Consider the following 22,195-nt stretch of genomic DNA (forward strand, 5'->3'; position numbering starts at 1 on the left):
ATGGTTAGCCTGCTTATGTGTTTTATTAAGAACTACGGTATCGGCCACGTCACTATTTTATTTGTGAGTCGTGGGTTTCTTTAACCCAAACCAATTTTTTAAACGCCTGGGTTCGCCTGGCCCTATGGCATGGATGACGATGGTGAGTTGGACTTTTTCGGCAATCGATTTCGTGTCGCGCCATTGACCTTTGCCGACATTATATTCCAAACGGCTAATATTCAGAAGCGTGTGGGCATCAGCGACGTTACGATTAAAGGTATCCAGGGTAAATTGAAATCTCACTGGAAGGGCGTTATTGCGGATCGTTAAATGGCCATTCACAATAAAATGTGTATCGTTCAATTTCTCAATCGTTTGTGACTGGAACGTGGCAACCGGATAGCGTTCTGGATCAAGCCAATCTGGGCTGAATAATAGATCTCTGGCGTCTTTTAATGAGATCTTGAGAGCGGCGATGGGAACCGTAACATGAATGGAACTTTTTTCCGGTTGATTGGGATCAAAATCAATGGTTCCTTCTACTGGGAAGACGCCGCGCGTGGGAACATCCTGCTGCTTTGCTTCAAACTCAACCGTACTTGATTTTTTTTCGATCACAAAATGGACCGGTGATGGCAGCGGCTCTTTAGACACGGTGGCATCATTGTCTGCAGGACGTGCGGCATAACAAAATGGTGAAAAGCCGATGATACACGAAAGGCAAAAGAGGGCTAGGATTGTTTTTTGTCTGGCCATGGGAGCATCCGTCTTAAAATAGTATCTTTGAAATAAAAATGATGAAGCAATGCTGCGCCAATATGGCCTGCAATGAGGCCGATTAATGCGAAGGCTCCTATTTCATGGATTGTGCTAAAAATTTCAAACAAGGCTTTTTGCGGTTTTAATATGGTAGGCAGATTAAATAATTTGAAAAAAGAAACGTCAAATCCGGCGCTTGATGTCATCAACCAGCCACTGAGAGGCATTAAAAACATCATGAAATACAGGAGCGTATGTCCTACATGCACGGCATCAATCTGCCATTGTTTTAACGTGGTGGGCAGCAAGGGGCGTGGGTTGGTCCATCTCCATAAGAGTCTGGCACAGACAAGGAATAATACTAGAACACCAAAGGATATATGCCAAAAATAAATCTGTAATTTAAAAAGAGAATCGGGCAGATCGGCCATCCATAAGCCAATGCCTATCATGCCAAAAATCAGTAGGGCCATTCCCCAGTGAAATGTCTTGGCAATAATGCCGTATTGATTTGTTGTATTATAAATGCTCATAAAATGCTCTGTCTCATTCTCTGTTTGTTATTTGGCCTGCGCTTCTGCTTCAATCATCCATACAATATGGGTATGGGTAGGGGCGATGGGTATAGATTTTGCTTTGGGCATAAGCGTTTGCTGAGGAAAGTATAATGTTTACGCATAGTAATACATATCGTTTAAACATAATATTTCCCCTGATCATCCACCATACCATTATGGCTCAACCAGCTTGTTTAAGCAAGTGATCATCGGGAAGGAACCCACCGGCTTGCATATGCCACATGAGTGCATAATGCCCGTGCTGGGAGATGAGTTGCATATGGCTGCCATCTTCAATAATTTGTCCTTCTTTGAAGACAAGGATACGATCCATATCAGCAAGCGTTGATAATCGGTGTGCGATCACTAATGTTGTGCGTTTATCCATCAATTCTTTTAAACTGTCTTGAATATAATGTTCAGTCATTGAATCAAGTGCGCTGGTGGCCTCATCTAAAATAAGAATGGGTGCATTTTTTAAGAAAGCTCTAGCAATGGCGATACGCTGACGTTGCCCTTCAGAACATTTCATGCCACGCTCGCCTACCAATGTGTCATAACCATCTTCCATATCTGAGACAAATTCATGGCAATGGGCACGTTTTGCGGCGTCTATGACGTCTTGGTCGGAAGCATCAAGTTTGCCATAACGGATATTATCCATAATAGAACGATGGAAGAGGCTTGGGCTTTGTGGAATAAGCGCAATATTCTGACGAATCGATTCCAGTGTCATATGCTTAATATCCTGGTCATCGATGAGAATCCGGCCACCATCTATATCAAAGAAACGCATGATCAAATTGACGAAGGTTGTTTTGCCGCTGCCTGAAAAACCAACTAATCCAACTTTCTGCCCGGCTTCGAGTGTTACCGTTTTATTATTGAATAAATTATTGTTACGGCGGTAGTGGAAGGTGACATTATCAAACACAATTTTTCCTTTGGTAACCACCAAAGGTTGGGCATCGGCTAGATCAATGACGCTATGCTGGGCTTTCATAATCGAAAGCGCCTGTTTGCACGTGCCTAAATCATTATAAAAAGAAGGAAGTTCAGAGCCGGCATACCAGGCCATAACGGTGATTCCCCAGGATGTATAAAAAATATAGACGACATCGCTAACGGAGATAATCTGATGGCTCCAGCAATAAATAAGTACCGACATCAATCCCACGCCAATCATCACGAAACAGGTGACGCCCTGCAACAAGCGGATTTTAAAGAGGACCATCATCGCTGCTTTATATTTATGCTGTTCATCGGTTTGGTATTGGTCGATAATGTCGAGTTCGTGCTTTTGCCTGGCAAAAATGCGCACATTGATATGATTCACCAAGCTATCGACAATCTTGCCGATTAACACGCTGCGGCTTTCAGAATGGATGCGTGATAAATGGTTAGCTTTGCGGGCATTGAGTATGGCAATACCAATATGAAGGCTGACCCATACAAATAAAATAGCAGCAAACAGCGGATGGAGCAGGCAGAAAATGATAAGCGCGATCATCAAGGCAAGCGATGCCGGAATAAAAATGATTAACATCGTTTGCAAAATACGGGTCGCGCTTTGCGGCAGATCATTAATTTTATTAGCGAGACTACCGGCAAAATGGTCGGCAAAATACGAATATGAATGGCCCTGTACATACTGTACCATCACCAGGCGCATATGTGCCTGGAATTTAGGAAAGGTAATGGCCTGCAAATAATCAAAGCAGCGATAGCAGCATTCGGAATAAAGCCAGATGCTCGCCCCCAAAAATAAAGGGAAGCCGATATAAGAAAGCACATCGGAAAAATCGCCCTTATAGGCAATCATCCGTTCCGTAAGCATTTTAAAAGCAAATGGTAAAATCGTTTGATCAACAGCCCAGGCACAATGAAAAAACATCAGCAGGAAAAAAGCAGTTTTTTGACGAAGAATAAAATGCCACAAAAATTGACCAAGGTCGGTCGGCGGCGCAACAGGAAAGGTGGGTGAAGACGCTGTGACCGTCATGGGTTCCTTCCTTGTGATGGAGATGAAGGATCAAAATGGATGCCTTGTGCCAGGGCTGGTTTTGTTTCGCCCCAATATGTTGTTGAGGTTTGCCTGCGCATATAGGCTTTCCACGAATCAGATCCTGATTCGCGTCCGCCGCCTGTTTCTTTTTCGCCGCCGAAGGCTCCGCCTATCTCAGCACCGCTGGTGCCGATATTAACATTAACGATGCCGCAATCGCTGTGATGTTTGAAATATTCTATTTCATGGATATCCTGGCTGAAAATGGCAGAAGATAATCCTTGTGGAACGGCATTATGGATGGCGACTGCTTCTTCTAAATCGTGATAAGGCATGATGTAGAGTATCGGTGCAAATGTTTCTTGAGTGACGATAGCGGTTTGCTTCGGCATATTCACTAAAGCAGGCTCCACATAATAACCGCCGGCAAAATCTGAATCATGTCGGCGTTTCCCAAACGAGATTTTTCCACCCTGAGTCGACGCATCAGCAAGGGCTTGCTGCATCTGCAGAAAACTGTGTTCGCCAATCAGTGGGCCGATTAAGATATGATTATCCAGCGGATTGCCCAGATGACGGGTAATCATCGATTGATAAGATTGTTTTAGTTGCTCGGTGACGTCGTTGATAATTGAGTGGTGAACGATGGCGCGACGGATGGTGGTGCAGCGTTGGCCGGCGGTACCGACTGCGCCAAATAAAAGTGACGGCATGGCAATGTCAAGATTGGCCGAGGGCGTGATGACCACCCCATTATTACCGCCTAGTTCAAGCAGTGATCGCCCTAGCCTGGCGGCAACCATCTGTCCGATCGAATAACCCATTTTGCAACTTCCTGTGGCGCTAACTAAGGCGATATCATGGCTTTTGGCAAGGTGGTTGGCTGCATCGACATCGCCCAGAATGACATCGGAAATACCCACGAAAGGAGGAAGGTTTGGATTATTAAGAGCTTCATATGCGCGCTGCAACAAGGCTTGGGAGGCTAGTGCCGACAAAGGTGTTTTAAGCGAAGGTTTCCACACGACTGTATTGCCGCAAACAAGTGCAAGAGCTGCATTCCACGCCCAAACAGCTGTAGGAAAATTAAAGGCTGAAATAATGCCAACCACACCAAGTGGATGCCAGTTTTCCTGTAGTGTGTGCTGCTGGCGTTCAGAAGGTAGGGTCAGCCCATGCAGTGAACGAGATAGGCCTGCCGCGTAATCGCAGATATCAATCATTTCCTGCACTTCGCCACGTGCTTCTTCCCTGATTTTTCCAGATTCTAATGTAACCAATGTAGCCAGCGCTTCTTTGTGTTGGCGTAACATATTACCATAGTGACGCACGACTTCGCCCCGCAGCGGTGCCGGCACTAGCCGCCACGAAACAAACGTTTTTTTGGCCTGTTGAATGTTGGCTTCTATCGATTTGGCATTGTCACCACGTAATCGCGCAAGAATGCCTCCATCAATCGGTGATACGACGGTGATTTGTGAACCATGGAAGGTGCTGATATCGAGGTTCAGTTGCTTCAGTGCCTGCTGCAACAGATCATGCAAGCGGTGCTGTGGCATAAAGTTCTCCGGCTTTGGTTTTAAGGAACGCATCAAAGGGGATGGTTTCCTGCTTGATAAATCCTTTACTGGGCAGCGATCCGTGATTGACGAGTTCCACGACGGCTACAACCGATGCTGCAGTTGTCCAGGAAATGGCTCGCCAGCTTTTGTCATCCAGGGTAATCGGATAATAACGGCGCACAAATTCTTCGCGGAATAATTGTTTATCGCGGTAGCCTTCTGTGGCGGCATGAACATAAACGACATCGTCATTCACGGGTGGTTTAGCATTGACTAAAATTTCTCCAGCTAGCCGGCGGTTTTCTTTAAACGCAATTCATGGAAGAAGCAGACCATGGTTTTGAAATGCCCAGGATAACGTAGAGTTTTATAATTCAGCTCTGAAACCTGGTTCAGATAGGTTTCGCACATCGTGCCTAATCCGCCAGAAGTCGAAAATGCTTCCAGCTGAACACCCTGAATGACGATGTTTTCAACATCCTGCATGGCTGGGATAAAGGTGTTTTTGCCTTCACGGATGACTTCGCAATCATTGAGATACTCATTAACCACCCCTTCGGGCGACCAGTTGAACGCATAGCCTATCATCCCTTTAGGGTTTTGCGGCAGGGCGCCTACGCGCAATTCAATCGAGCGGATGGATTCAAACCCATGCGTTAAATGGGCGCCGACAATGGCGATGAATCCGGGGGCTAACCCGCATTGAGGGGCCATGACGCCTTTGCTGTCTCTGGCCATGGTACGAATTTGGCGGGTGGTTTCGACATCTTCGGTTAAATCAAAATAATGAATGCCGAGTTCATACGCATTTTTGGCAATTTCAAGATTGAGGTGATAAGGCAGGCAGGACACAACCGCCTGGGTTTGTGATAAAAGTTGGTGCATTTTCTTGTGATCGCTGACAAAGCCTCGATGATGGGTAATGCCGGCAATAGCCGAAGGTGACTGATCAAACGTAACCACTTCAAACCCACTGCGTTGCAGCAAGGTGGCAACCAAGGAGCCTACTTTTCCGAGGCCTATAACAGTAACATGTTTAAATAAAGATCCAGCCATAGCAATACTCCGCAGCACCTTGATGGCAGTGCCATAGCGTAGTGTGGCTGAAAATCGCTAATTTTGGGTAAATGAAAACGCGTTGAATAAGGATGGGTTACTATTTTCCCAGTCTAAGGAGATTAATATCATATTGAAAATGACAAAAGCAAGTCTTGGCGGAATTGTTTATTTATTCTATTTAACCAGCTCCATATCCTTCGTCAGTGGTATTTGCCGTTTACCCACATTGTCTTTAGCTGTGACCATGATGCGGTATTTACCTGGTTGGCTATCGGGGCCAAACTGCATTTTGATGAAGTTCTTATTGTCGAACACTTTAAAGCGCACTGGTGTTTTTTGCTTGAATGCAACCAGGTCTTTCATGTCGGTATTATTGAGCACATTTCCATCAGGAGCGATGATTTTCAAATCAAAGGTTACATCGGCCATGAGATCATTGGTGAGTTCCATTCCCATAAAAACAAAGTTGATTACAATATTATCGCCGATCTTTAACGTGGATAATTCTTTAAACGTTAATCCTTGATTGGCTGGCTTTGAAAATTCTTTCAGGGATTTTTCATCGGTAACCACCAGCATGGCCGAAAAGTCCCAATCTTTATTAGGAAAAGAAGTCATGTTTTTTTTGAAACGCTCAGTCAGGTTTTTTAATCGTTCTTCAACTAATCCAGAACGAGCGGCGGTTTCCTGAAACACAAAATGCCGCACGACTTCATGCTGCCACATATTATTTTCCAACGAACGCTCTGCTGCTATGCGAATAGCGGCATCAATGGTGTTATTGCCAGTAAGGGCGTTACCAGCAAGCACCGAAATAATCTTCTTTACGTAGTGCGTATCGCCGGAGGCAAAAAAGGCACTCCATGTTTTATCCAGATCTTCGGCATGGACGATCGTTAGATTTTCCATGTCAATGGGGGGTGAATTTAAATACTCAGGAGCATCTTTAAAGACATCTGAAATGATTTTTTCGTTATGCGACAACCATAAGGCCTTTTCCAACGTTTCCTTTGTTTTACCGGATAATCCTGAGGATTGAGCACGCTGTGCCCATGTTTTTACCTGGTCGGCATTATGCGAAAAGATGACCGACAAAAATGCTGCGGTGGGCGCTTGCGCGGCGGCATTTTTCTCCAGAATTTGTGTCTGTTGCAGCCACTGTAAATAGTCATCCATTTTGGACGGATCGTTAGTGACGTAATAATATTTCATCCACTGATTAAACTGGAAATCGTATGATGCGGGTTGTTGGTTATGGACGGTTGCTTGGCTGGGTTGGGCTAGCAGCAAGCAAAGGATGAGCGTGGTAAGAACAGAAGTGAGGAAGGAAATGCGCATGATGGTTTTCCTAAGAGATGAAGCGGATGAGGTGCGGGCTGTATCTTATGTATAAGAATGTGGGGTTGGGGGCAATCTTAAAGTTGGAGGTAGGGATTGATCGAGCTAATTTGTTATTCGAAAAAATAATGCAGAGAAGAGGTGTATTTTAATGGAATTCTCTTTCCACGCTTTGTTTAGGAATAAATTTAAGTTTTACCAATCGAACTAGATTCAGAAATTCTTGCTTGTATCCAATTGGATCATCACTTTGGTTAGCTAACGCTTCTAACTTATTAAAATTATAATTCTTCAGCTGTTTATCACCTTTTAACATCTGAGCAAACGCAGCGACAGATGCGGCAAATCTTATATTGGCGGGTACTTGTTTAAGTTGTTTATATGATTGGATTAATGTAATAGGAAATGTGAGTAACTGATCGTATTCTTGGTTGGGGAGTTTATAGCGCATATGAAGGCGAGCATATTCATCATCGTGTTTTATTGATGATTGAGCGGAATATGTATCCGTGGACCGTAAGCTATTGATACGTTTTTCTTTGATGCCTGTTGGAACAATTTCATAGATTGCTGTCGTGCGATGTCCTGAGTGGATCGTTTTGTTTTCTATTTTTTCGATCGATGGGATTTCAGATGATGGTATCGATGTTTCATAACCAATAAGTCGATAATGGGAGATGAGTTTTGGGTTGAATTCTATTTCGATATTAACATCATGTGCGATAGGAAATAAACGCAGATGCGCTTCTTCTTCTAATGCTTTTTGTGCTTCCTGTGTATTATTAATATAAATTGTGCGACCGTGGCCAATCTGGGTAAGCTGTTGCATGAGATAATCGTTATAATCGCCCACTCCAAATCGGAGAATTGAAAACGAAATATCTGAATGTTCTTTTGTTTTAATGTACTCCTTAAGTTTCTCGAAATCTGAAGGGCTTATGTAGTTGGCTCTATTTGTAACCAAAATCACACGGTTAATACCTTCTTGAACAAAATGTTCCTGCGCAAATTTATAGGCATTTTTAATTTCGTCTTCGCCAGAAGTGAGATTGACTGAATGAAGCTTATCCAATGCTTCCAGAATTTTATTCTTTTGCATCATTTCTGTTGGTTCCAAGACGATTTTGTTAGTGCCATCATTGGCAATAATTCCGATAGTGTCTGTTGGTGCTAATGCATTGGTCTGTATTTTGAGCGCGTTTAGAAATAATGGCAATGTGTCCGGCGTTTGCCCAGGGCGGGAGACATCAATTAGAAATATAAGATTGGTTTGCGGTTTGGTCTGTTTGGATCCGTTATATCCTTGAATGCCAATATGGAGTAATTGAGTGTGAGGACTCCACGGAGTCGGGAAGATGGCTATGGTGGGCTTAAAGGGTTGCGTAGCGCTCTGCGGTAACGGATAGTTATAGTCAAAATAATTGATTATTTCTTCCGGGCGGATTGAGTCGGGTTCTGGTGTTTTTCCTTGGTCAAACGCCCATTGGATGAAAGGGTAGGATAATGTATCCACATCTATTGGGAAGGAAGACGTGGGTTTTTGTGCAACATGTTTAAATGAGTTCGGTTCGGTTTGTTTAGGTGGGTTATCAGAGGTCAGTATTTTTCTATGCAGGAAATAATGGTATTCATGGCATATTCCGTCGTTAGTATAGGCGGTTGTTCCGACCGTTCCTAAATAGGCAGTATTTTGGGGGATGATGGAATTGGGTTCACTGTGAGGAGTGGTGTTTTTATTTGAATAGCATCCGGTAAGTGTGACGCAAAAATAGATAACTAATCGATGCATGGTGCGCATGAAGTGTTTCTTTTTTCAAAAGGTAGGGATGGGATAACCGAGTTTAGATATTAGATGAATTTTAATGATGGTTCAAGATTAAAATTGTATTAATTGGCATGATGATGGTAGATATTATCGCATTTTAAAATATTTAATTATCCGATTGATGCCTATTTGAAGAGGATAAATAGTAAGTGTCTGCTAAAGCCGGTTTATCGGAATAATTTGGCTGTTATATTCTTGTTATTAAACTAACAGGGCCTGGGGGCTATTCCTATCCAAATGCATCATCTACCCTAGCATAAGTAGCTGATATGTCTATCTTATTAAGAGCGGTTTGTTCGTAATTTATTACGATAAAAATTCCCGTACGGTAATTTTTTGCGGTTTTTAACGAAATATGGAGAATTTGATCCCGATCGGTAACATGAAGGGTTGTGGCGAAATCACCCAGTTGATTAAAAGAATTACGCCTTGAACCGACTAATAACGAGATTGGTATGCTCTTGGATGATATGAATCACTGCTTCGGCAGTTGGATGATTGATGGTTATTTTCTGAAGCCCTTCGCTAACAATTCCGGCTAATTCATAGACACGTTTTTTGACTAATGGCTTAGCAAGGCCTACCTCTTCTGCAAGTTTTTCAAAATGCAGAGGAAATATTTTTTCTGCGACAGATTCGCCACCAATTTTCATCGCCATTTTCTTGCTGAGTTGGGGGTAATAAGTTGTACATAGAATGTCATATAAGGGGGCAAGCCGTGCTTCGGTTCCTGTTAGAAGGCTACCTTCATTATAGATGATGGAGAAATTTTTTCCATGTGCATCATTGTTACCCACAATATAATTGAAGATAACCGTATCTAACAATTTTATAAGATCAACCGCTGGAGAAGTTGACACATTGCGCAATAGAGAAAAACATTGTTTCAATGATGGCCCACCATCGCATTGATATTTATTTTCCGAAACAATTCCCATCGCTTGACAGAAATCTTCCTGATGAAGGCGGTTGCTCCGCGATTTAATCATAAACAAATTTTTGCGAAAACGAGGAAGGAGAAGCGCTTCTTCGCGGTCATAACGTTCAACTAATAAATAATCAATGTCTCCCACGCGACGTGTTTGTGTTTTTGCCGTAGGTAACCCTATGCTTTCAGCAAGTTGCATACACACAAATTCATTGAAAACAAGATCTTTAAAATGAGTATTTTGAGGTTTTAAAATATGAGTGCTTTGAGCGTTGCCAAGCGGTAATGAGACATGATTGCCTGCCACATGTACGGGAAGTTTATCTTGTGCACCTGCAAGAGAAAGCCTTATTCCATCTTCTCCTGCCATGAGCGGATGGCTGGGTAAATCGTTTAAGATGGTTTCGAGTTCAATATCAGAAAGTGTTCGGTATTTATAATCATGCTCAGGTAACGGTTCTCCAGAGCGCATGAATGAAATGGCTCCTGCACATTCTCCGCCAATTTTATCTAACATAGAAAAGTCATTGCGTGCTGTAATGCCAAGATTGCGCGCGACCATTTCCCTTTTATCGCCCTCTGGTAAAATGCCGGAAAAAAATCCTCTGCATTCTTTACTTGAGAAAGGCTCCTTTCGCAGTGGCAACGAATATGAAAGGGGTAAAGACAGACCTCTTTCAAGATAGGGGGTTGCATAGGTAAAAACCAATCGTCCTTCATCGTCTTGAACAAGATAGCCGGCAAGATTTTGATTCAAATAAACATCCAGTGTGCGGGCCATAGTTATCCTTGTTTAGTGTCCTTTTGGCTCTCATTGAGCATGGGTGAGGAGAGAGCGAGTTTGATCCCGAGGGTTTGCATGACGGTAAGGGCTTTACCGAGCTGACAGGTTGGTTTTCCTTTCTCTAGCTCGATGATAAAGCGCAAGCCCGTACCGGAAGTCAGGGCAAGATCCTTTTGGGTAATGCCGGTTGCTTTGCGGACTTTTTTAATAATGCTGCCGATGGTTTCTGGTGTTTGTTTCATAAAGGCTGCGATGATGTTCCCGTACGGTAATGTTATCGGGATTTGGTTAAGAAAACAAGAATAAGTTACTGAGCGGGAATATTAAGGGGTGTATTTAATAAATCAGTATATTTCTTTCCGATGCCACTCCAAATGATCCTCTATAAAGCTCTGAATAAAGAAATAACTATGATCATAGCCTTCATGTTGGCGCAGCGACAGTCGTTGTCCTGATTGTGCGCACGCAGCCTCAAAAAGATGTGGTTTGAGCTGGCTCTCTAAGTAGGGGTCGCTCAGTCCTTGATCAATTAGGATCGGAGGTTTTTGTGGGGCGTTCGTTGCTTGCCTTGCAAGTGCGCAGGCATCATGGTTGTTCCACTCACTCTTTTGTTTTTCACCCAGATAGGCGCTGAATGCTTTTTGGCCCCACGGCACTTGGGAGGGGGCAACGATGGGTGAGAATGCAGAGCATGAGGTAAATAAATCGGGATATTTGAAATGGAGCGTTAACGCTCCATGGCCCCCCATAGAGTGGCCTGATATATATTTTCGTCTGGCATCCAATGGAAATTCGTTTTCTACCAGGGGTAATAATTCATGGATCAGATAACTTTCCATACGAAAATGGGTTGCCCATGGGGCTTGTGTTGCATCCATATAAAAGCCTGCACCTTGGCCTAAATCATAGGCGGAATCGTCTGCAACATCTTCACCGCGTGGCGAGGTATCAGGCACTAGAATGGCCATGCCTAACTCGCTGGCTTTACGATAGGCACAGGCTTTGGTCGTAAAATTTTCTTCTGTGCATGTCAGGCCAGAGAGAAATAGCAGATAGGGGACAGAGTGTGCTTTAGCCTGTGGGGGAAGGAACAATGAAAAGCGCATTACCGTGCGTGTTTGTTGGCTCTGGTGTGTATAATAGCCAACGGTGCCACCATGGCATGTAAATGATTTTTCACAGGGCATTTTAATACTCCACGACACTCCGGATGGAGATGCCTTTATGCATAAGGTCAAATGCTGTGTTGATTTCTTCGAGCGGCATTTTATGTGTAATGAGGCTGTCAATATCAATGCGGCCCTGCATGTACCAATCAACAATTTTGGGCACATCGGTTCGACCGCGTGCGCCACCAAATGCAGAGCCACGCCAGACACGCCCTGTGACTAATTGAAATGGACGGGTAGAAATTTCTTTGCCTGCACCTGCAACGCCGATAATCACGCTCTCGCCCCAGCCTTTATGACAGCATTCCAGAGCCTGTCGCATGACATCCACGTTGCCAATACATTCAAAGGAGTAGTCCACGCCACCGTTGGTCAGGTCAATAATAGCTTCAACGATGTTGTTAACTTTGGTGGGGTTGATAAAATCGGTCATGCCTAACTGAGTGGCCAGCTCTTTTCTGTTTTCGTTAATGTCGATGCCGATAATGCGGGTAGCCCCAACCATTCGTGCACCTTGAACCACATTAAGCCCAATGCCACCTAAGCCAAATACAGCAACGGTTGATCCTGGCTCTACTTTGGCATCAAAAACAACGGCACCAATGCCGGTTGTTACACCGCATCCAATATAACAAATTTTGTCAAAGGGTGCGTCACTGCGGACCTTGGCAACGGCAATTTCTGGCAAAACAGTGAAGTTGGAAAATGTTGAGCAGCCCATGTAGTGCAGGACAGGTTTGCCTCTGAGTGAAAAACGCGATGTACCATCTGGCATTAGCCCTTTGCCCTGAGTGCTGCGAATTTTTTGGCATAAATTAGTTTTGGGATGCAGGCAATAGTCGCATTCACGACATTCAGGTGTGTAGAGCGCAATGACGTGATCTCCTACTTTAACCGAAGTGACACCTGCGCCAATCTCACGCACAATGCCAGCACCTTCATGCCCTAGAACGGCTGGGAAAGCCCCTTCAGGATCATCGCCTGAAAGTGTGAAAGCATCCGTGTGGCACACGCCGGTGGCCATGATTTCAATTAACACTTCCCCAGCTTGGGGTCCCTGGAGATCCAGCAGTTCAATTTCCAATGGTTTTCCTGCTTGTACCGCAATCGCAGCTCTTGTTTTCATCGTTTTATCAACCCCATGATAGTTTTATAAATAGTGGGTGAAAATAAACGTTTAACGCGTGGACGGCAAGTCTTTGTTCGCAGCTTTTGATGGCGGTGAATATTTTAGACAACGTTTCAATGGGGGGGCGCATATTTGTAGAGGTTTATAGGATGGCTAAATACTTTGATTTCCTTCGAAGATTCTTGCTGCTTTTCCACGTGTTCTTCCGGTTTTTTCTCGGATTTTATCATCAATCCTTGATTCGTTTGAACCAGATATTAGGGCCTCCTGTTCGTTTAATACCAAGAATAGACTAGCCAAATTATTCCGATGATCCGGCTTTAGCGGACGCTTACCATTGCAGAGACATTCCTAAAAAGAAATTTTACATGTGTTGCCCAATAGCTACACCAAAGCAAGTATCACAAGTTCACAACCATAAATTGAAATTACTGCTTGTTTTATAGTTTAATGCAGTATATACAAGCGCCTTCATTATCGTAACGGCGATCAATTTTTGCAGGTATATCTATGGGAATTATGAGGGAAAATGTGCTAAGGAAACTGCATCATGTTCTTGTCATGACGCTGTCGGTAATCCTGGTAATTCAGCCTGTGATTGGCTCTCTTGCCTATGCACAAACTATTATTACACCCGATATAACAGCGCCGATTGCTAACCAGCCTACCGTATCTGAATCGCTCAATCATACACCAGTAGAAAATATTGTTACACCCAATGCGGGGGGAGTTTCCCACAACAAGCTTGGAGAATTACAAGTAGGCAGTGAGGGGTTGATTGTTAATAACTCTGCGAGCTCTGGAGTTTCAACGATTGGTAGCATTGTTGTGGGTAATGGTCACCTATCGACTGGCAATGAAGCACGCATGATCATCAACGAAGTAACGGGAACCAATGCTCCTCGTTGCAAGGACCGACAGAGATATTGGGTGCGCAAGCGGAGTATGTTGTCGCTAATCCTAATGGGATTAGCTGTAACGGGTGTGGATTCATCCATACACCACGAGTGACGCTAACAACCGGTACGCCATCACTTAATGCTGGAGGTGGCTTAGACCACATCAACGTTGAAAAAGGAACCGTGACGGTGGAAGGTGCTGGTTTAAATGCCAGCCAAACCAGCGCCCTTGATATCCTATCGCGCGCTGCTGATATCCGCGCAGCCATTTATGGTGGCGACAGCATCCATGTAATTGCCGGTCGCAACCAGGTGGATTATAACACACGGGGGATTACCTTATTGCCAGGCTCATCTGCCGATAAGCCAACGGTAGCCGTTGATTCTTCCGAACTGGGTGGCATGTATGCCGGAAAATCCACCTCATCAGCACCGAAGCTGGGGTGGGGGTGAATACAAGCGGCATCATGGAAGCCAATAATGGCGATTTAGAAATCACCGCTGATGGTGCGATTATGCATGCCGGTACTGCCCACGCAACCGGCAATGAACATCACCAGCAATAACGGCTCTATCACCCATACCGGTAAAATAGCAGGCCAATCGGTAAATCTGCATGCACATGGAGCGATGAATGTAGGCGGTACCTATCTCTATGCTGAGGATAATGTAAATGCGCAGTCGGATGATTCCATTACTGTGGATGGCTCTGGTGCACAAACTGGTTTTGCTTATACCACCGCTAACATCATCACCATCAATGCCAGCAAAGATATTATCGTTCATGATGTATCCACCACCGGTCTGGAAGCAGAGTTAAATATGCTCGCCGAGAAAAGCTAACCGTTACTAACAGCGATCTGCGCGCACAATCCATCGATTGGGAATCAGGAACGGACACACTCATCAATACCAGCACCATCCTTGCCGAAATAATGAACCAAACTGCTTTGGGCGATTGGACCAATAACAACTCCACTATTTCTTCTATCGGTAATATGGATTTAAGTGTGGGTGGCTTATTTACCAATAGCGGTGAACTCTCAACGCTTTCCACCCTTTCCATCAGCGCCTATAACATCCTCAATCAAACTACCGGCATGATCGCTTCCGATGAAGATGCGGATATTCAGGCGACCAACAACCTCACAAACCAAGGCGTAGTCTATGCCACTAACAATCTAGCCCTCCATGTCGGCAATACGCTCCTCAATAACCAAGCCTATATTCTCACAACCATAGGGAACGTAGTACTGGATGGGATTGCTGGCGGTCGCATGGTGTTGCTTAATAACCAAAGCGGCCTGATAGAATCTGCTGGTTCCATGGTACTCAAAGCAGATACCATCATCAACGAACGCGCAGGCGGAACCAATATAACCCAAACCGCAGCCGATACTGATTATTTCGACATACGCTACGGCCACGGCAATGATGATATGCTGGCGCATACCGGCAGCGACAATCAATGGCTGATATTCAACGCCGCACCCTATGAAGACGGCATTAAATTCATGGTGGATAATAACAGCAGCTGGCAAGCCGATCCCAATCTTCCTCCAGGCGTTGCACGGCAAATCATTACCGAATCTGAAAACTTCACCCAAAAAGCCGGAGAGATAATATCAGGCCAAAACCTGACCATCGATAGCGATACATTACAGCAAAGCACCAGCGCCATCAGCGCCAGCGGCAATGTAGATTTAGGTGATACGAATATCATCAATACCGGCATGAGCCTCAACAGCATCATCCGCTACACCTGTACCACATCAGGCTGTTTGCCGCATTTGTATAATCCATTAACCGGTGATTATGATTATATTGGTGGCGTGGTACTACCCATGGGTACATTTGACCTCGCTTTTCAATCCGGCCATATCGCAAGCACCATTGAAGCGGGAGGTAATCTTACTGCGGGTGGCACGCTCATCAATAACCTCACGTCTCTGCCCACAAGCGCAGTCGTGATTAATCCTGAGATCGATCAAATCTCAAGCGTCCTGCCCAACACCGGTATTAGTGCGAGCGGATTATTTGGTCCATCAAGCAATCCCAATTCTCCCTACCTCATCCAAACCAACATTCCGTTCGTGAATAACGATAACTATGTAGGATCCAATTATTTACTCACCCAGCTTGGCTACCAGTTAGAACAAAACCTCTTAATCCTGGGCGATGCCTTTTTTGAAACACATCTGATCCGCGATCAGATGTTGAAGGCCTTAGGAACCCGTTTCCTCATTCCAGGCCTCACCGATGAAACCGCGCAGATGAAGCACCTGTACGACAATGCCCTGTCGGTCAAAGATGATTTAAATCTAAGCGTAGGACTTGCGCCCACGGATTCACAATTATCGCTGCTCAACAAGGATATCATTTGGTTAGTGCAAGAAACCGTAAACGGTAAACAAGTTCTCGTGCCACATCTGTATCTAGCCCAAAGCACCGTACAAACCTTCACCAACACAAACAATGGCTCGATGATTGCCGGCAATAACGTGAATTTCAACGGCACCAGCATCATCAACCAAGGCAGCATCCGTGCTAAACAAAATATGGTCATCACCGCCAGCGGTGCTGTTGTCAATGAAGGCGGAACGTTAGGAGCTGGCAATAACCTATCGATGACAGCAGAAACCATCATCAACAGCGCGTTCATCACCGACAGCCAATACGGCAAGAGCACTTTCCAAACCCTGCAACATCAAGGCACTATTACCGCCGGGAATGATGTCACCCTAACTGCAAACAAGGATATCGTTTTCCAAGGCGGTATATTAAACGCAGGTCATAACGCCACCTTAACCTCAACAGGAGGCGACATCATCATCGGCACCGTCGATTTGATCCGCCACACCGAAGGCAAATACCATAAAAGTACTTCCACCAGTGATTCGATCCAGCGCATTGGCTCACAGCTTTCTACCGGTAATGATCTTATCCTGAGTGCGTTGTCTCCAAACGCTAGCATAGATGGTGGTGGCAATATCACCATCAGCGGCAGTGTGCTGGATGCTGGTCATGATATGAACCTGGATGCCAATAACCTAAACATCACCTCCGCAGCCGATTATTATCACAGTGTCTATGATGGAAAAAGTGGTGGTGGTGGTTTCATGGGTGGATCGTTTATCCATGCAGAAAAGGAACTGCTTACCAACAAGCCTTCCATCCTCACAGCCGGTCACACCATCAACGCTAGTGCTGCCGATACCATGTATATCGCAAGCAGCAATCTAACAGCCAATGATGAGATCAACCTCAGCGCCAACACACTTTTATTTGGCGCAGAAAAGGATGTCGATTATCTCAGCATCCAATCATCCAAAGATAACGGCATCATGACCACCATGATTGACCAAGGCCATCATATTGAAACGGTGAAGCAAACCAAGCTTCAGGCCGGTACTGTAAACCTTAGTGCGAATTCATTCGCCGTGCAGTATGAAGGCCAAAGCGGTGAGACCTTAACCGAATCAGTCGACCGCCTCAAACAAGAACCCGGTCTTGAATGGCTCGGTCAACTCCAGCAACAAAATAACGTCGCCTGGGAAAAGGTCGATCCCGTTTATCAGGAATGGTACCACAAAACCACCGGACTTTCGGCACCTGCCGCTGCGGTGATTGCCATTGCGGTCGCTGCGGCAACGGGTGGAACGGGCGCTACCTTGATTGGTGCTGCAGGAAGTTCCGTATCAGGGCTTATGGCAAATGCCGCCTTCAGCACTCTAGTAACGCAAGCCAGCATTGCATTGATCAATAATAAGGGCAACATTCTTGGTGCGCTTGAAGATATGGGATCGTCGGCTAATTTAAAACAATTAGCGATCAGTGTGGTAAGCGCAGGCATCACCGGGGTATCAGCAACCATTTTGACCTGAGTAATGTTCCAGGCAAAACGTTACCAGAAGTTAGCTATAACTTAGTGGACTCTGCAGTCAAACAGACCGTCACAAATACCATTAATGGCGATAGTTTATTTGCTGGTTATGATAAGCTGCTATTGGTGCGATAGTTATGTCTATCGGTGCTGTCGCTGCCAATGAAATTGGTGATGCTTATAAGGCGGGTGATATATCAAAAGCCACCCACATTAGCCCATGCTGCACTTGGCTGTGGTTATGCTACGGCTCTTGGAAGTAATTGTGGTATCGGCGCATTAAGTGGGGTTACAGGCGAATTAATAGCCGAAGCCTACTTAGGCTATGAATTGCAAAGCGGAATCAGCAAAGAAGAAACGGATATTATCCAAAATAATGGCACCCAACTGGCTTCCGTAGCCGGAGCCATCGCCGCTTTCGTAGCGGGAGGCAATGCGGATAATATTAATTCTGGCTCAAGCATCGCCAGTAACGCTGCCGAAAATAATGCCTTGGATGCCATTTGGGATAGCTTGTTCGTAGCAGCGGATGGTGTTAAGATTGGGTATGGGTATTTTGTTGATGATGATGGACTTGTTAAAGAGGGGTATTATGATTTAGCGTCTGATTCGCTTGCACTGGCGGTGCCGTTTTTGCCAGCTGGCTCTACTAGGCTTGTTCGTGTCGGTGATAAGGTCTTAGCGAGTGTAAATGGAGCTAAGAAAGTAAATGAATCAGTCGGCAATTCTGTAAAAGATGTTAAACCGGACATTAATAATCAGGAATCTAAACCAGAAGGGCCTTATTCTTCATTTAAATATGATAAGGATAAAAACGTGTATCAATATACAACCTATGAAAAAACGAAAACGGGACATTCTAATCCAATCATTAAATTTGATGGTGGAAAACCTGATGGAAGTCAGGGAAAGCCGCATACTAATAAAATAACAGAGGAACGCATACCTACCCCACATATGCAAGGAAAAACAATACCTGGTGGAGTCAGGAAGCCTAATGCTAATGAACTACCAAATAATTCCCGTTTTAATTAAATTATAAGGCGCTGCAATGAGAACAAATAATATTTTGACATGGCTTATAGAATGGTATCAATTCAATTGTTTTTCTAAAAGCGAAGAAACCACTAGAATATTTATAGATACGGTAGATAATCCTGGGTGGTTCATTACGATAAATTTATTAGGCACCACATTAGAAGGGGTAAATATTGACACAGAACGACAAGATAACTCGATAGAGGAGGATGTTCTATACTATTTTAAAGATGGGCAGTTAACTCCTGTACCTAGCCTAATTGAAACCAAACAAGATTGGTTCTTTTATGGTATAAAAAATAATTTTTATAATGCATCTGGAGATTCTTTGAAGTTAGAATTTCTCTTATTAAGCTTTTGTGAGTTATTCGATAGAAAGAATAGCAATGAGAAAATTGAACATATGGAACCTAGTCAATCCCTCAATTGGTTAATGTCGTGGTATGCTTCTCACTGCAATGGAGATTGGGAGCATATGTATGGTGTCATAATAAGTACCTTAGATAACCCAGGTTGGAGAGTTAAGATTGAACTGACAGACACAAAGCTTGAAAATTTGAGCATTAACCGCCAGACCTATGAAACCTCAGAAACAGACTGGTACACATTTATCATTAAAGATCAAGTATTTGATGCTACCGGTGATCCAACTAAATTAGAGATTCTGATAGAAAGTTTTAGAGGGATAGTAGATCAGCAGAATTAAATTTGATGGTGGAGAACCTGATGGAAGCATGGGAGCGCCGCATACTAATAAAATAACAGCGAAACCTATGCCTACCCCACACGTACAAGGAAAAACCATCACTGGTGGAGTAAGACCTCCTAATCAAAATGAAATACCTAATAATACTCGCTTTAAATGATAGGGGATTTAATGAAAACGGATAGTGGATTAGAATGGCTCATGAAATGGTATCAATCCCACTTTAATGGAGATTGGGAACATGAACACAGTATTAGTATTGGAACATTAAGTAATCCAGGATGGAGAGTTGATATTGATTTAAGGCAAACTTGTTTAGATGGAGTAACTTATGAGTTGTCTGATCTTAATACGTCGGAAACGGATTGGTTTTATATAAAAATAGAAAACAATTTATTTAAAGGTAGAGCAGATCCTTCCAGATTGCTTTTTCTAGTGAATATGTTTAGGAAATTAGTAGAAGAGCATGCGGATGATAAAAAAACCACTGATAATTGAAAATGAAGCACCTAATATTTTGACATGGCTTATAGAATGGTATCAATTCAATTGTTTTTCTAAAAGCGAAGAAACCATTAGAATATATATAGATACGGTAGATAATCCTGGCTGGTTCATTACGATAAATTTATTAGGCACCTCATTGGAAGGGATAAATGTCGATGGGGAAAAACAAGATAATTCTATAGAAGAGGATGTTCTCTACTATTTTAAAGATGGGCAGCTAACTCCTGTCCCTAGTCTAATTGAAACCAAACAAGATTGGTTCTTTTATGGTATAAAAAATAATGTTTATAGAGCATCTGGAGATTCCTTGAAATTAGAATTTCTCTTATTAAGATTTTGTGAGTTATTCGATAGAAAGAATAAAAAGGAAAGTGAACATATAGAACCTAGTCAATCTCTCAATTGGTTAATGTCGTGGTATGCTTCTCACTGCAATGGAGATTGGGAACATGAAAATCAGATTAAAATTAGTACGTTAGATAATCCAGGCTGGAGACTTCAAATTGATCTTGTTGATACGAACTTAGAAAATCTAAGTATTGACCGCAAAACTTTTGAACCCTCTGAAACAGACTGGTACACCTATATTATTAAAGACAAAAAATTCGATGCCGCTGGAGATCCGACTAAATTAGAAATTATGATCGAAAGTTTTAAAGGGCTAGTAAAGCAACAGAAATAATATGGATAAAAAATTGGTTAAGGTATTGTTTAATCTAGAGGTTGATGAAGGTGGGTGGCCACCGACATCAGTTGAAACTTTATGGGCATATGAAGTGGCACCAGAATTATACAAAATAGATAATATACCGTTTTTTGTGCCATTTCTTGCATATAATGACACCGTTAAGGTTGAAGTAATTAACGAAGAATTAGTTGCACAAAAAATTATTGACACTGAGAATCATAGCACTTTTCGAATTTATTTTGAGAAGGAGGAATCTTTCGCAGAAATATGTGAGTCATTAGTTCGGCTAGGATGTAAAACGGAATCTGGAAATAAATATAAGCATATAACTGTGGTTGATGTTCCGCCCAATACTTCATTTATTTCAGTAAAGACTTATTTAGAAGAGCTTGAGCAGCGTGGAGTCATTATTTATGAAGAACCTTGCATCTCAGAGCATCATAATAATGAAATTTGACGTTTTCCCAATTATTAGCCCATGCTGCGCTCGGGTGTGGTTATGCTACTGCTCTTAGAAGTAATTATGGTATCGGCGCATTAAGTGGGGTCACAGGCGGTGTCCGTTCTCCTTATAAAAATGAACTTCCTAATAATAATCGTTTTAATCGTTAAATAATAACGAGAGAAATAAAATGATAAAAAAAGATAATGCCAACACCTAGCCTAGTTGAAACCAAACAAGATTGGTTCTTTTGTGGTGTAAAAAATAATTTTTATAACGCATCTGGCGATTATTTGAAGTTAGAATTGCTTTTATTAAAGTTTAAGGAGTTATTCGATGGAAATAATAGCGATAAGAAAATTGAACATATGGAATCTAATAAGACTCTGAATTGGTTAATGTCTTGGTATGCTTCTCACTGCAATGGAGATTGGGAGCATGAAAATCAGATTAAAATTAGTACTATAGATAACCCAGGTTGGAGAGTCAAAATTGATCTTGTTGGCACGAATTTAGAAAATTTAACTCTTGACCGCCAGACCTATGAAACCTCAGAAACAGACTGGTACACATTTATCATTAAAGATCAAGTAGTTGATGCTACTGGTGATCCAACTAAATTAGAAATTCTGATAGAAAGTTTTAGAGGGATAGTAGATCAGCAAGATTAAATTTGATGGAGGAAAACCTGATGGAACCGCTGGAGCTGAGCATTATAACAAAGTAATAGGCAAAAATCAGGGGCAAGATGTTCGAAAATGATCGATTGGAAGAATAATATTCCTCTTGTTTTCGTCGGCTACTGAGATTTGAAATTTTAGATCATTATAAATCAATATGTTATTGATTGAGAAAATTCGATTTGGGTGTCCCGTGGAGATTTGGTATGTACCTTTGATGTACATGCGATCCTAGAAGAACAAGAGCGGTAGCCT

The 22,195-nt window shown here is 43.2% G+C and carries 21 protein-coding genes and 1 pseudogene; 11 read left to right on the plus strand and 11 right to left on the minus strand.

All coding sequences use genetic code 11. The features are described 5' to 3' along the window. Positions 1 to 57: 57 nt before the first annotated feature. From IPP74_07010 to IPP74_07060, 11 genes and pseudogenes are all read right to left on the minus strand, one after another. Positions 58 to 738 carry a YceI family protein gene (locus IPP74_07010; protein ID MBL0319022.1) on the minus strand — a complete coding sequence of 227 codons (681 nt, stop codon included), beginning with the start codon at positions 736 to 738 and terminating at the stop codon, positions 58 to 60. Further along, the gene (locus tag IPP74_07015; GenBank protein MBL0319023.1) at positions 714 to 1,274 is read right to left on the minus strand and encodes a cytochrome b; all 561 of its coding nucleotides are present in this window, start codon (positions 1,272 to 1,274) and stop codon (positions 714 to 716) included. Before IPP74_07015 ends, IPP74_07010 begins: the two co-directional genes overlap by 25 nt. A gap of 205 nt (positions 1,275 to 1,479) precedes the next feature. Continuing rightward, complete coding sequence (locus tag IPP74_07020) at positions 1,480 to 3,300, minus strand: ABC transporter ATP-binding protein (protein ID MBL0319024.1); 1,821 nt, start codon at positions 3,298 to 3,300, stop codon at positions 1,480 to 1,482. Continuing rightward, complete coding sequence (locus tag IPP74_07025; GenBank protein MBL0319025.1) at positions 3,297 to 4,862, minus strand: aldehyde dehydrogenase family protein; 1,566 nt, start codon at positions 4,860 to 4,862, stop codon at positions 3,297 to 3,299. Before IPP74_07025 ends, IPP74_07020 begins: the two co-directional genes overlap by 4 nt. Beyond that, positions 4,840 to 5,921, minus strand: a pseudogene (locus IPP74_07030) (saccharopine dehydrogenase NADP-binding domain-containing protein). The gene IPP74_07025 and the pseudogene IPP74_07030 overlap by 23 nt, the downstream one beginning before the upstream one ends. Positions 5,922 to 6,098: 177 nt before the next feature. Then, positions 6,099 to 7,262, minus strand: a complete 1,164-nt coding sequence (locus tag IPP74_07035) for a hypothetical protein (protein MBL0319026.1) — start codon at positions 7,260 to 7,262, stop codon at positions 6,099 to 6,101. 148 nt (positions 7,263 to 7,410) lie between these two features. Continuing rightward, positions 7,411 to 9,060, minus strand: coding sequence for a von Willebrand factor type A domain-containing protein (locus IPP74_07040; protein ID MBL0319027.1), 1,650 nt, complete (start codon positions 9,058 to 9,060; stop codon positions 7,411 to 7,413). A 449-nt stretch (positions 9,061 to 9,509) separates the two neighbouring features. Further along, on the minus strand, positions 9,510 to 10,796 hold the full coding sequence (locus IPP74_07045; protein MBL0319028.1) for a type II toxin-antitoxin system HipA family toxin: 1,287 nt from the start codon (positions 10,794 to 10,796) through the stop codon (positions 9,510 to 9,512). Positions 10,797 to 10,798: 2 nt separating this feature from the next. Then, positions 10,799 to 11,041 (minus strand): helix-turn-helix transcriptional regulator, encoded by a 243-nt coding sequence (locus IPP74_07050; protein MBL0319029.1) that lies wholly within the window; start codon positions 11,039 to 11,041, stop codon positions 10,799 to 10,801. Positions 11,042 to 11,143: 102 nt separating this feature from the next. After that, positions 11,144 to 11,986, minus strand: coding sequence for an S-formylglutathione hydrolase (gene fghA / locus IPP74_07055; protein ID MBL0319030.1), 843 nt, complete (start codon positions 11,984 to 11,986; stop codon positions 11,144 to 11,146). A 1-nt stretch (position 11,987) separates the two neighbouring features. Beyond that, the gene (locus tag IPP74_07060; GenBank protein ID MBL0319031.1) at positions 11,988 to 13,094 is read right to left on the minus strand and encodes an S-(hydroxymethyl)glutathione dehydrogenase/class III alcohol dehydrogenase; all 1,107 of its coding nucleotides are present in this window, start codon (positions 13,092 to 13,094) and stop codon (positions 11,988 to 11,990) included. Between the two features lie 513 nt (positions 13,095 to 13,607). On the opposite strand from IPP74_07060, the gene IPP74_07065 reads away from it, so the two are divergent. From IPP74_07065 to IPP74_07115, 11 genes are all read left to right on the plus strand, one after another. Beyond that, positions 13,608 to 14,108 (plus strand): hypothetical protein, encoded by a 501-nt coding sequence (locus IPP74_07065; protein MBL0319032.1) that lies wholly within the window; start codon positions 13,608 to 13,610, stop codon positions 14,106 to 14,108. Beyond that, complete coding sequence (locus IPP74_07070) at positions 14,003 to 14,449, plus strand: hypothetical protein (protein ID MBL0319033.1); 447 nt, start codon at positions 14,003 to 14,005, stop codon at positions 14,447 to 14,449. The genes IPP74_07065 and IPP74_07070 overlap by 106 nt, the downstream gene beginning before the upstream one ends. A gap of 66 nt (positions 14,450 to 14,515) precedes the next feature. Continuing rightward, on the plus strand, positions 14,516 to 14,839 hold the full coding sequence (locus IPP74_07075) for a hypothetical protein (GenBank protein MBL0319034.1): 324 nt from the start codon (positions 14,516 to 14,518) through the stop codon (positions 14,837 to 14,839). A gap of 92 nt (positions 14,840 to 14,931) precedes the next feature. Beyond that, the gene (locus IPP74_07080; GenBank protein ID MBL0319035.1) at positions 14,932 to 17,880 is read left to right on the plus strand and encodes a DUF637 domain-containing protein; all 2,949 of its coding nucleotides are present in this window, start codon (positions 14,932 to 14,934) and stop codon (positions 17,878 to 17,880) included. A 173-nt stretch (positions 17,881 to 18,053) separates the two neighbouring features. Beyond that, positions 18,054 to 18,914 carry a VENN motif pre-toxin domain-containing protein gene (locus IPP74_07085; GenBank protein MBL0319036.1) on the plus strand — a complete coding sequence of 287 codons (861 nt, stop codon included), beginning with the start codon at positions 18,054 to 18,056 and terminating at the stop codon, positions 18,912 to 18,914. Positions 18,915 to 18,930: 16 nt separating this feature from the next. Beyond that, positions 18,931 to 19,623: a hypothetical protein gene (locus IPP74_07090; GenBank protein ID MBL0319037.1), complete on the plus strand. Its 693-nt coding sequence runs from the start codon at positions 18,931 to 18,933 to the stop codon at positions 19,621 to 19,623. Between the two features lie 171 nt (positions 19,624 to 19,794). Beyond that, on the plus strand, positions 19,795 to 20,121 hold the full coding sequence (locus IPP74_07095) for an immunity 53 family protein (GenBank protein MBL0319038.1): 327 nt from the start codon (positions 19,795 to 19,797) through the stop codon (positions 20,119 to 20,121). Beyond that, positions 20,096 to 20,812: a hypothetical protein gene (locus IPP74_07100; protein ID MBL0319039.1), complete on the plus strand. Its 717-nt coding sequence runs from the start codon at positions 20,096 to 20,098 to the stop codon at positions 20,810 to 20,812. The genes IPP74_07095 and IPP74_07100 overlap by 26 nt, the downstream gene beginning before the upstream one ends. Before the next feature lies 1 nt (position 20,813). Continuing rightward, on the plus strand, positions 20,814 to 21,275 hold the full coding sequence (locus IPP74_07105; GenBank protein ID MBL0319040.1) for a DUF4265 domain-containing protein: 462 nt from the start codon (positions 20,814 to 20,816) through the stop codon (positions 21,273 to 21,275). Then, complete coding sequence (locus IPP74_07110) at positions 21,272 to 21,430, plus strand: hypothetical protein (protein ID MBL0319041.1); 159 nt, start codon at positions 21,272 to 21,274, stop codon at positions 21,428 to 21,430. The genes IPP74_07105 and IPP74_07110 overlap by 4 nt, the downstream gene beginning before the upstream one ends. A gap of 36 nt (positions 21,431 to 21,466) precedes the next feature. Further along, complete coding sequence (locus IPP74_07115) at positions 21,467 to 21,931, plus strand: immunity 53 family protein (GenBank protein MBL0319042.1); 465 nt, start codon at positions 21,467 to 21,469, stop codon at positions 21,929 to 21,931. The last annotated feature ends 264 nt before the right edge of the window (positions 21,932 to 22,195 follow it).

The sequence above is a fragment of the Alphaproteobacteria bacterium genome (assembly GCA_016722515.1).
Taxonomy (GTDB): domain Bacteria; phylum Pseudomonadota; class Alphaproteobacteria; order Rickettsiales; family JADKJE01; genus JADKJE01.

Excerpts from the sequence above, each read along its gene's own strand:
- IPP74_07025 (MBL0319025.1), bottom strand. The coding sequence starts at position 4,862 with ATGCCACAGCACCGCTTGCATGATCTGTTGCAGCAGGCACTGAAGCAA.
- IPP74_07060 (MBL0319031.1), bottom strand. The coding sequence starts at position 13,094 with ATGAAAACAAGAGCTGCGATTGCGGTACAAGCAGGAAAACCATTGGAA.
- IPP74_07075 (MBL0319034.1), top strand. The coding sequence starts at position 14,516 with ATGCCGGTACTGCCCACGCAACCGGCAATGAACATCACCAGCAATAAC.
- IPP74_07100 (MBL0319039.1), top strand. The coding sequence starts at position 20,096 with ATGATAAAAAAACCACTGATAATTGAAAATGAAGCACCTAATATTTTG.
- IPP74_07045 (MBL0319028.1), bottom strand. The coding sequence starts at position 10,796 with ATGGCCCGCACACTGGATGTTTATTTGAATCAAAATCTTGCCGGCTAT.
- IPP74_07080 (MBL0319035.1), top strand. The coding sequence starts at position 14,932 with ATGAACCAAACTGCTTTGGGCGATTGGACCAATAACAACTCCACTATT.
- IPP74_07095 (MBL0319038.1), top strand. The coding sequence starts at position 19,795 with ATGAAAACGGATAGTGGATTAGAATGGCTCATGAAATGGTATCAATCC.
- IPP74_07035 (MBL0319026.1), bottom strand. The coding sequence starts at position 7,262 with ATGCGCATTTCCTTCCTCACTTCTGTTCTTACCACGCTCATCCTTTGC.
- IPP74_07085 (MBL0319036.1), top strand. The coding sequence starts at position 18,054 with ATGCTTATAAGGCGGGTGATATATCAAAAGCCACCCACATTAGCCCAT.
- IPP74_07115 (MBL0319042.1), top strand. The coding sequence starts at position 21,467 with ATGCCAACACCTAGCCTAGTTGAAACCAAACAAGATTGGTTCTTTTGT.
- IPP74_07020 (MBL0319024.1), bottom strand. The coding sequence starts at position 3,300 with ATGACGGTCACAGCGTCTTCACCCACCTTTCCTGTTGCGCCGCCGACC.
- fghA (MBL0319030.1), bottom strand. The coding sequence starts at position 11,986 with ATGCCCTGTGAAAAATCATTTACATGCCATGGTGGCACCGTTGGCTAT.
- IPP74_07040 (MBL0319027.1), bottom strand. The coding sequence starts at position 9,060 with ATGCGCACCATGCATCGATTAGTTATCTATTTTTGCGTCACACTTACC.
- IPP74_07065 (MBL0319032.1), top strand. The coding sequence starts at position 13,608 with ATGGGAATTATGAGGGAAAATGTGCTAAGGAAACTGCATCATGTTCTT.
- IPP74_07090 (MBL0319037.1), top strand. The coding sequence starts at position 18,931 with ATGAGAACAAATAATATTTTGACATGGCTTATAGAATGGTATCAATTC.
- IPP74_07010 (MBL0319022.1), bottom strand. The coding sequence starts at position 738 with ATGGCCAGACAAAAAACAATCCTAGCCCTCTTTTGCCTTTCGTGTATC.
- IPP74_07050 (MBL0319029.1), bottom strand. The coding sequence starts at position 11,041 with ATGAAACAAACACCAGAAACCATCGGCAGCATTATTAAAAAAGTCCGC.
- IPP74_07015 (MBL0319023.1), bottom strand. The coding sequence starts at position 1,274 with ATGAGCATTTATAATACAACAAATCAATACGGCATTATTGCCAAGACA.
- IPP74_07105 (MBL0319040.1), top strand. The coding sequence starts at position 20,814 with ATGGATAAAAAATTGGTTAAGGTATTGTTTAATCTAGAGGTTGATGAA.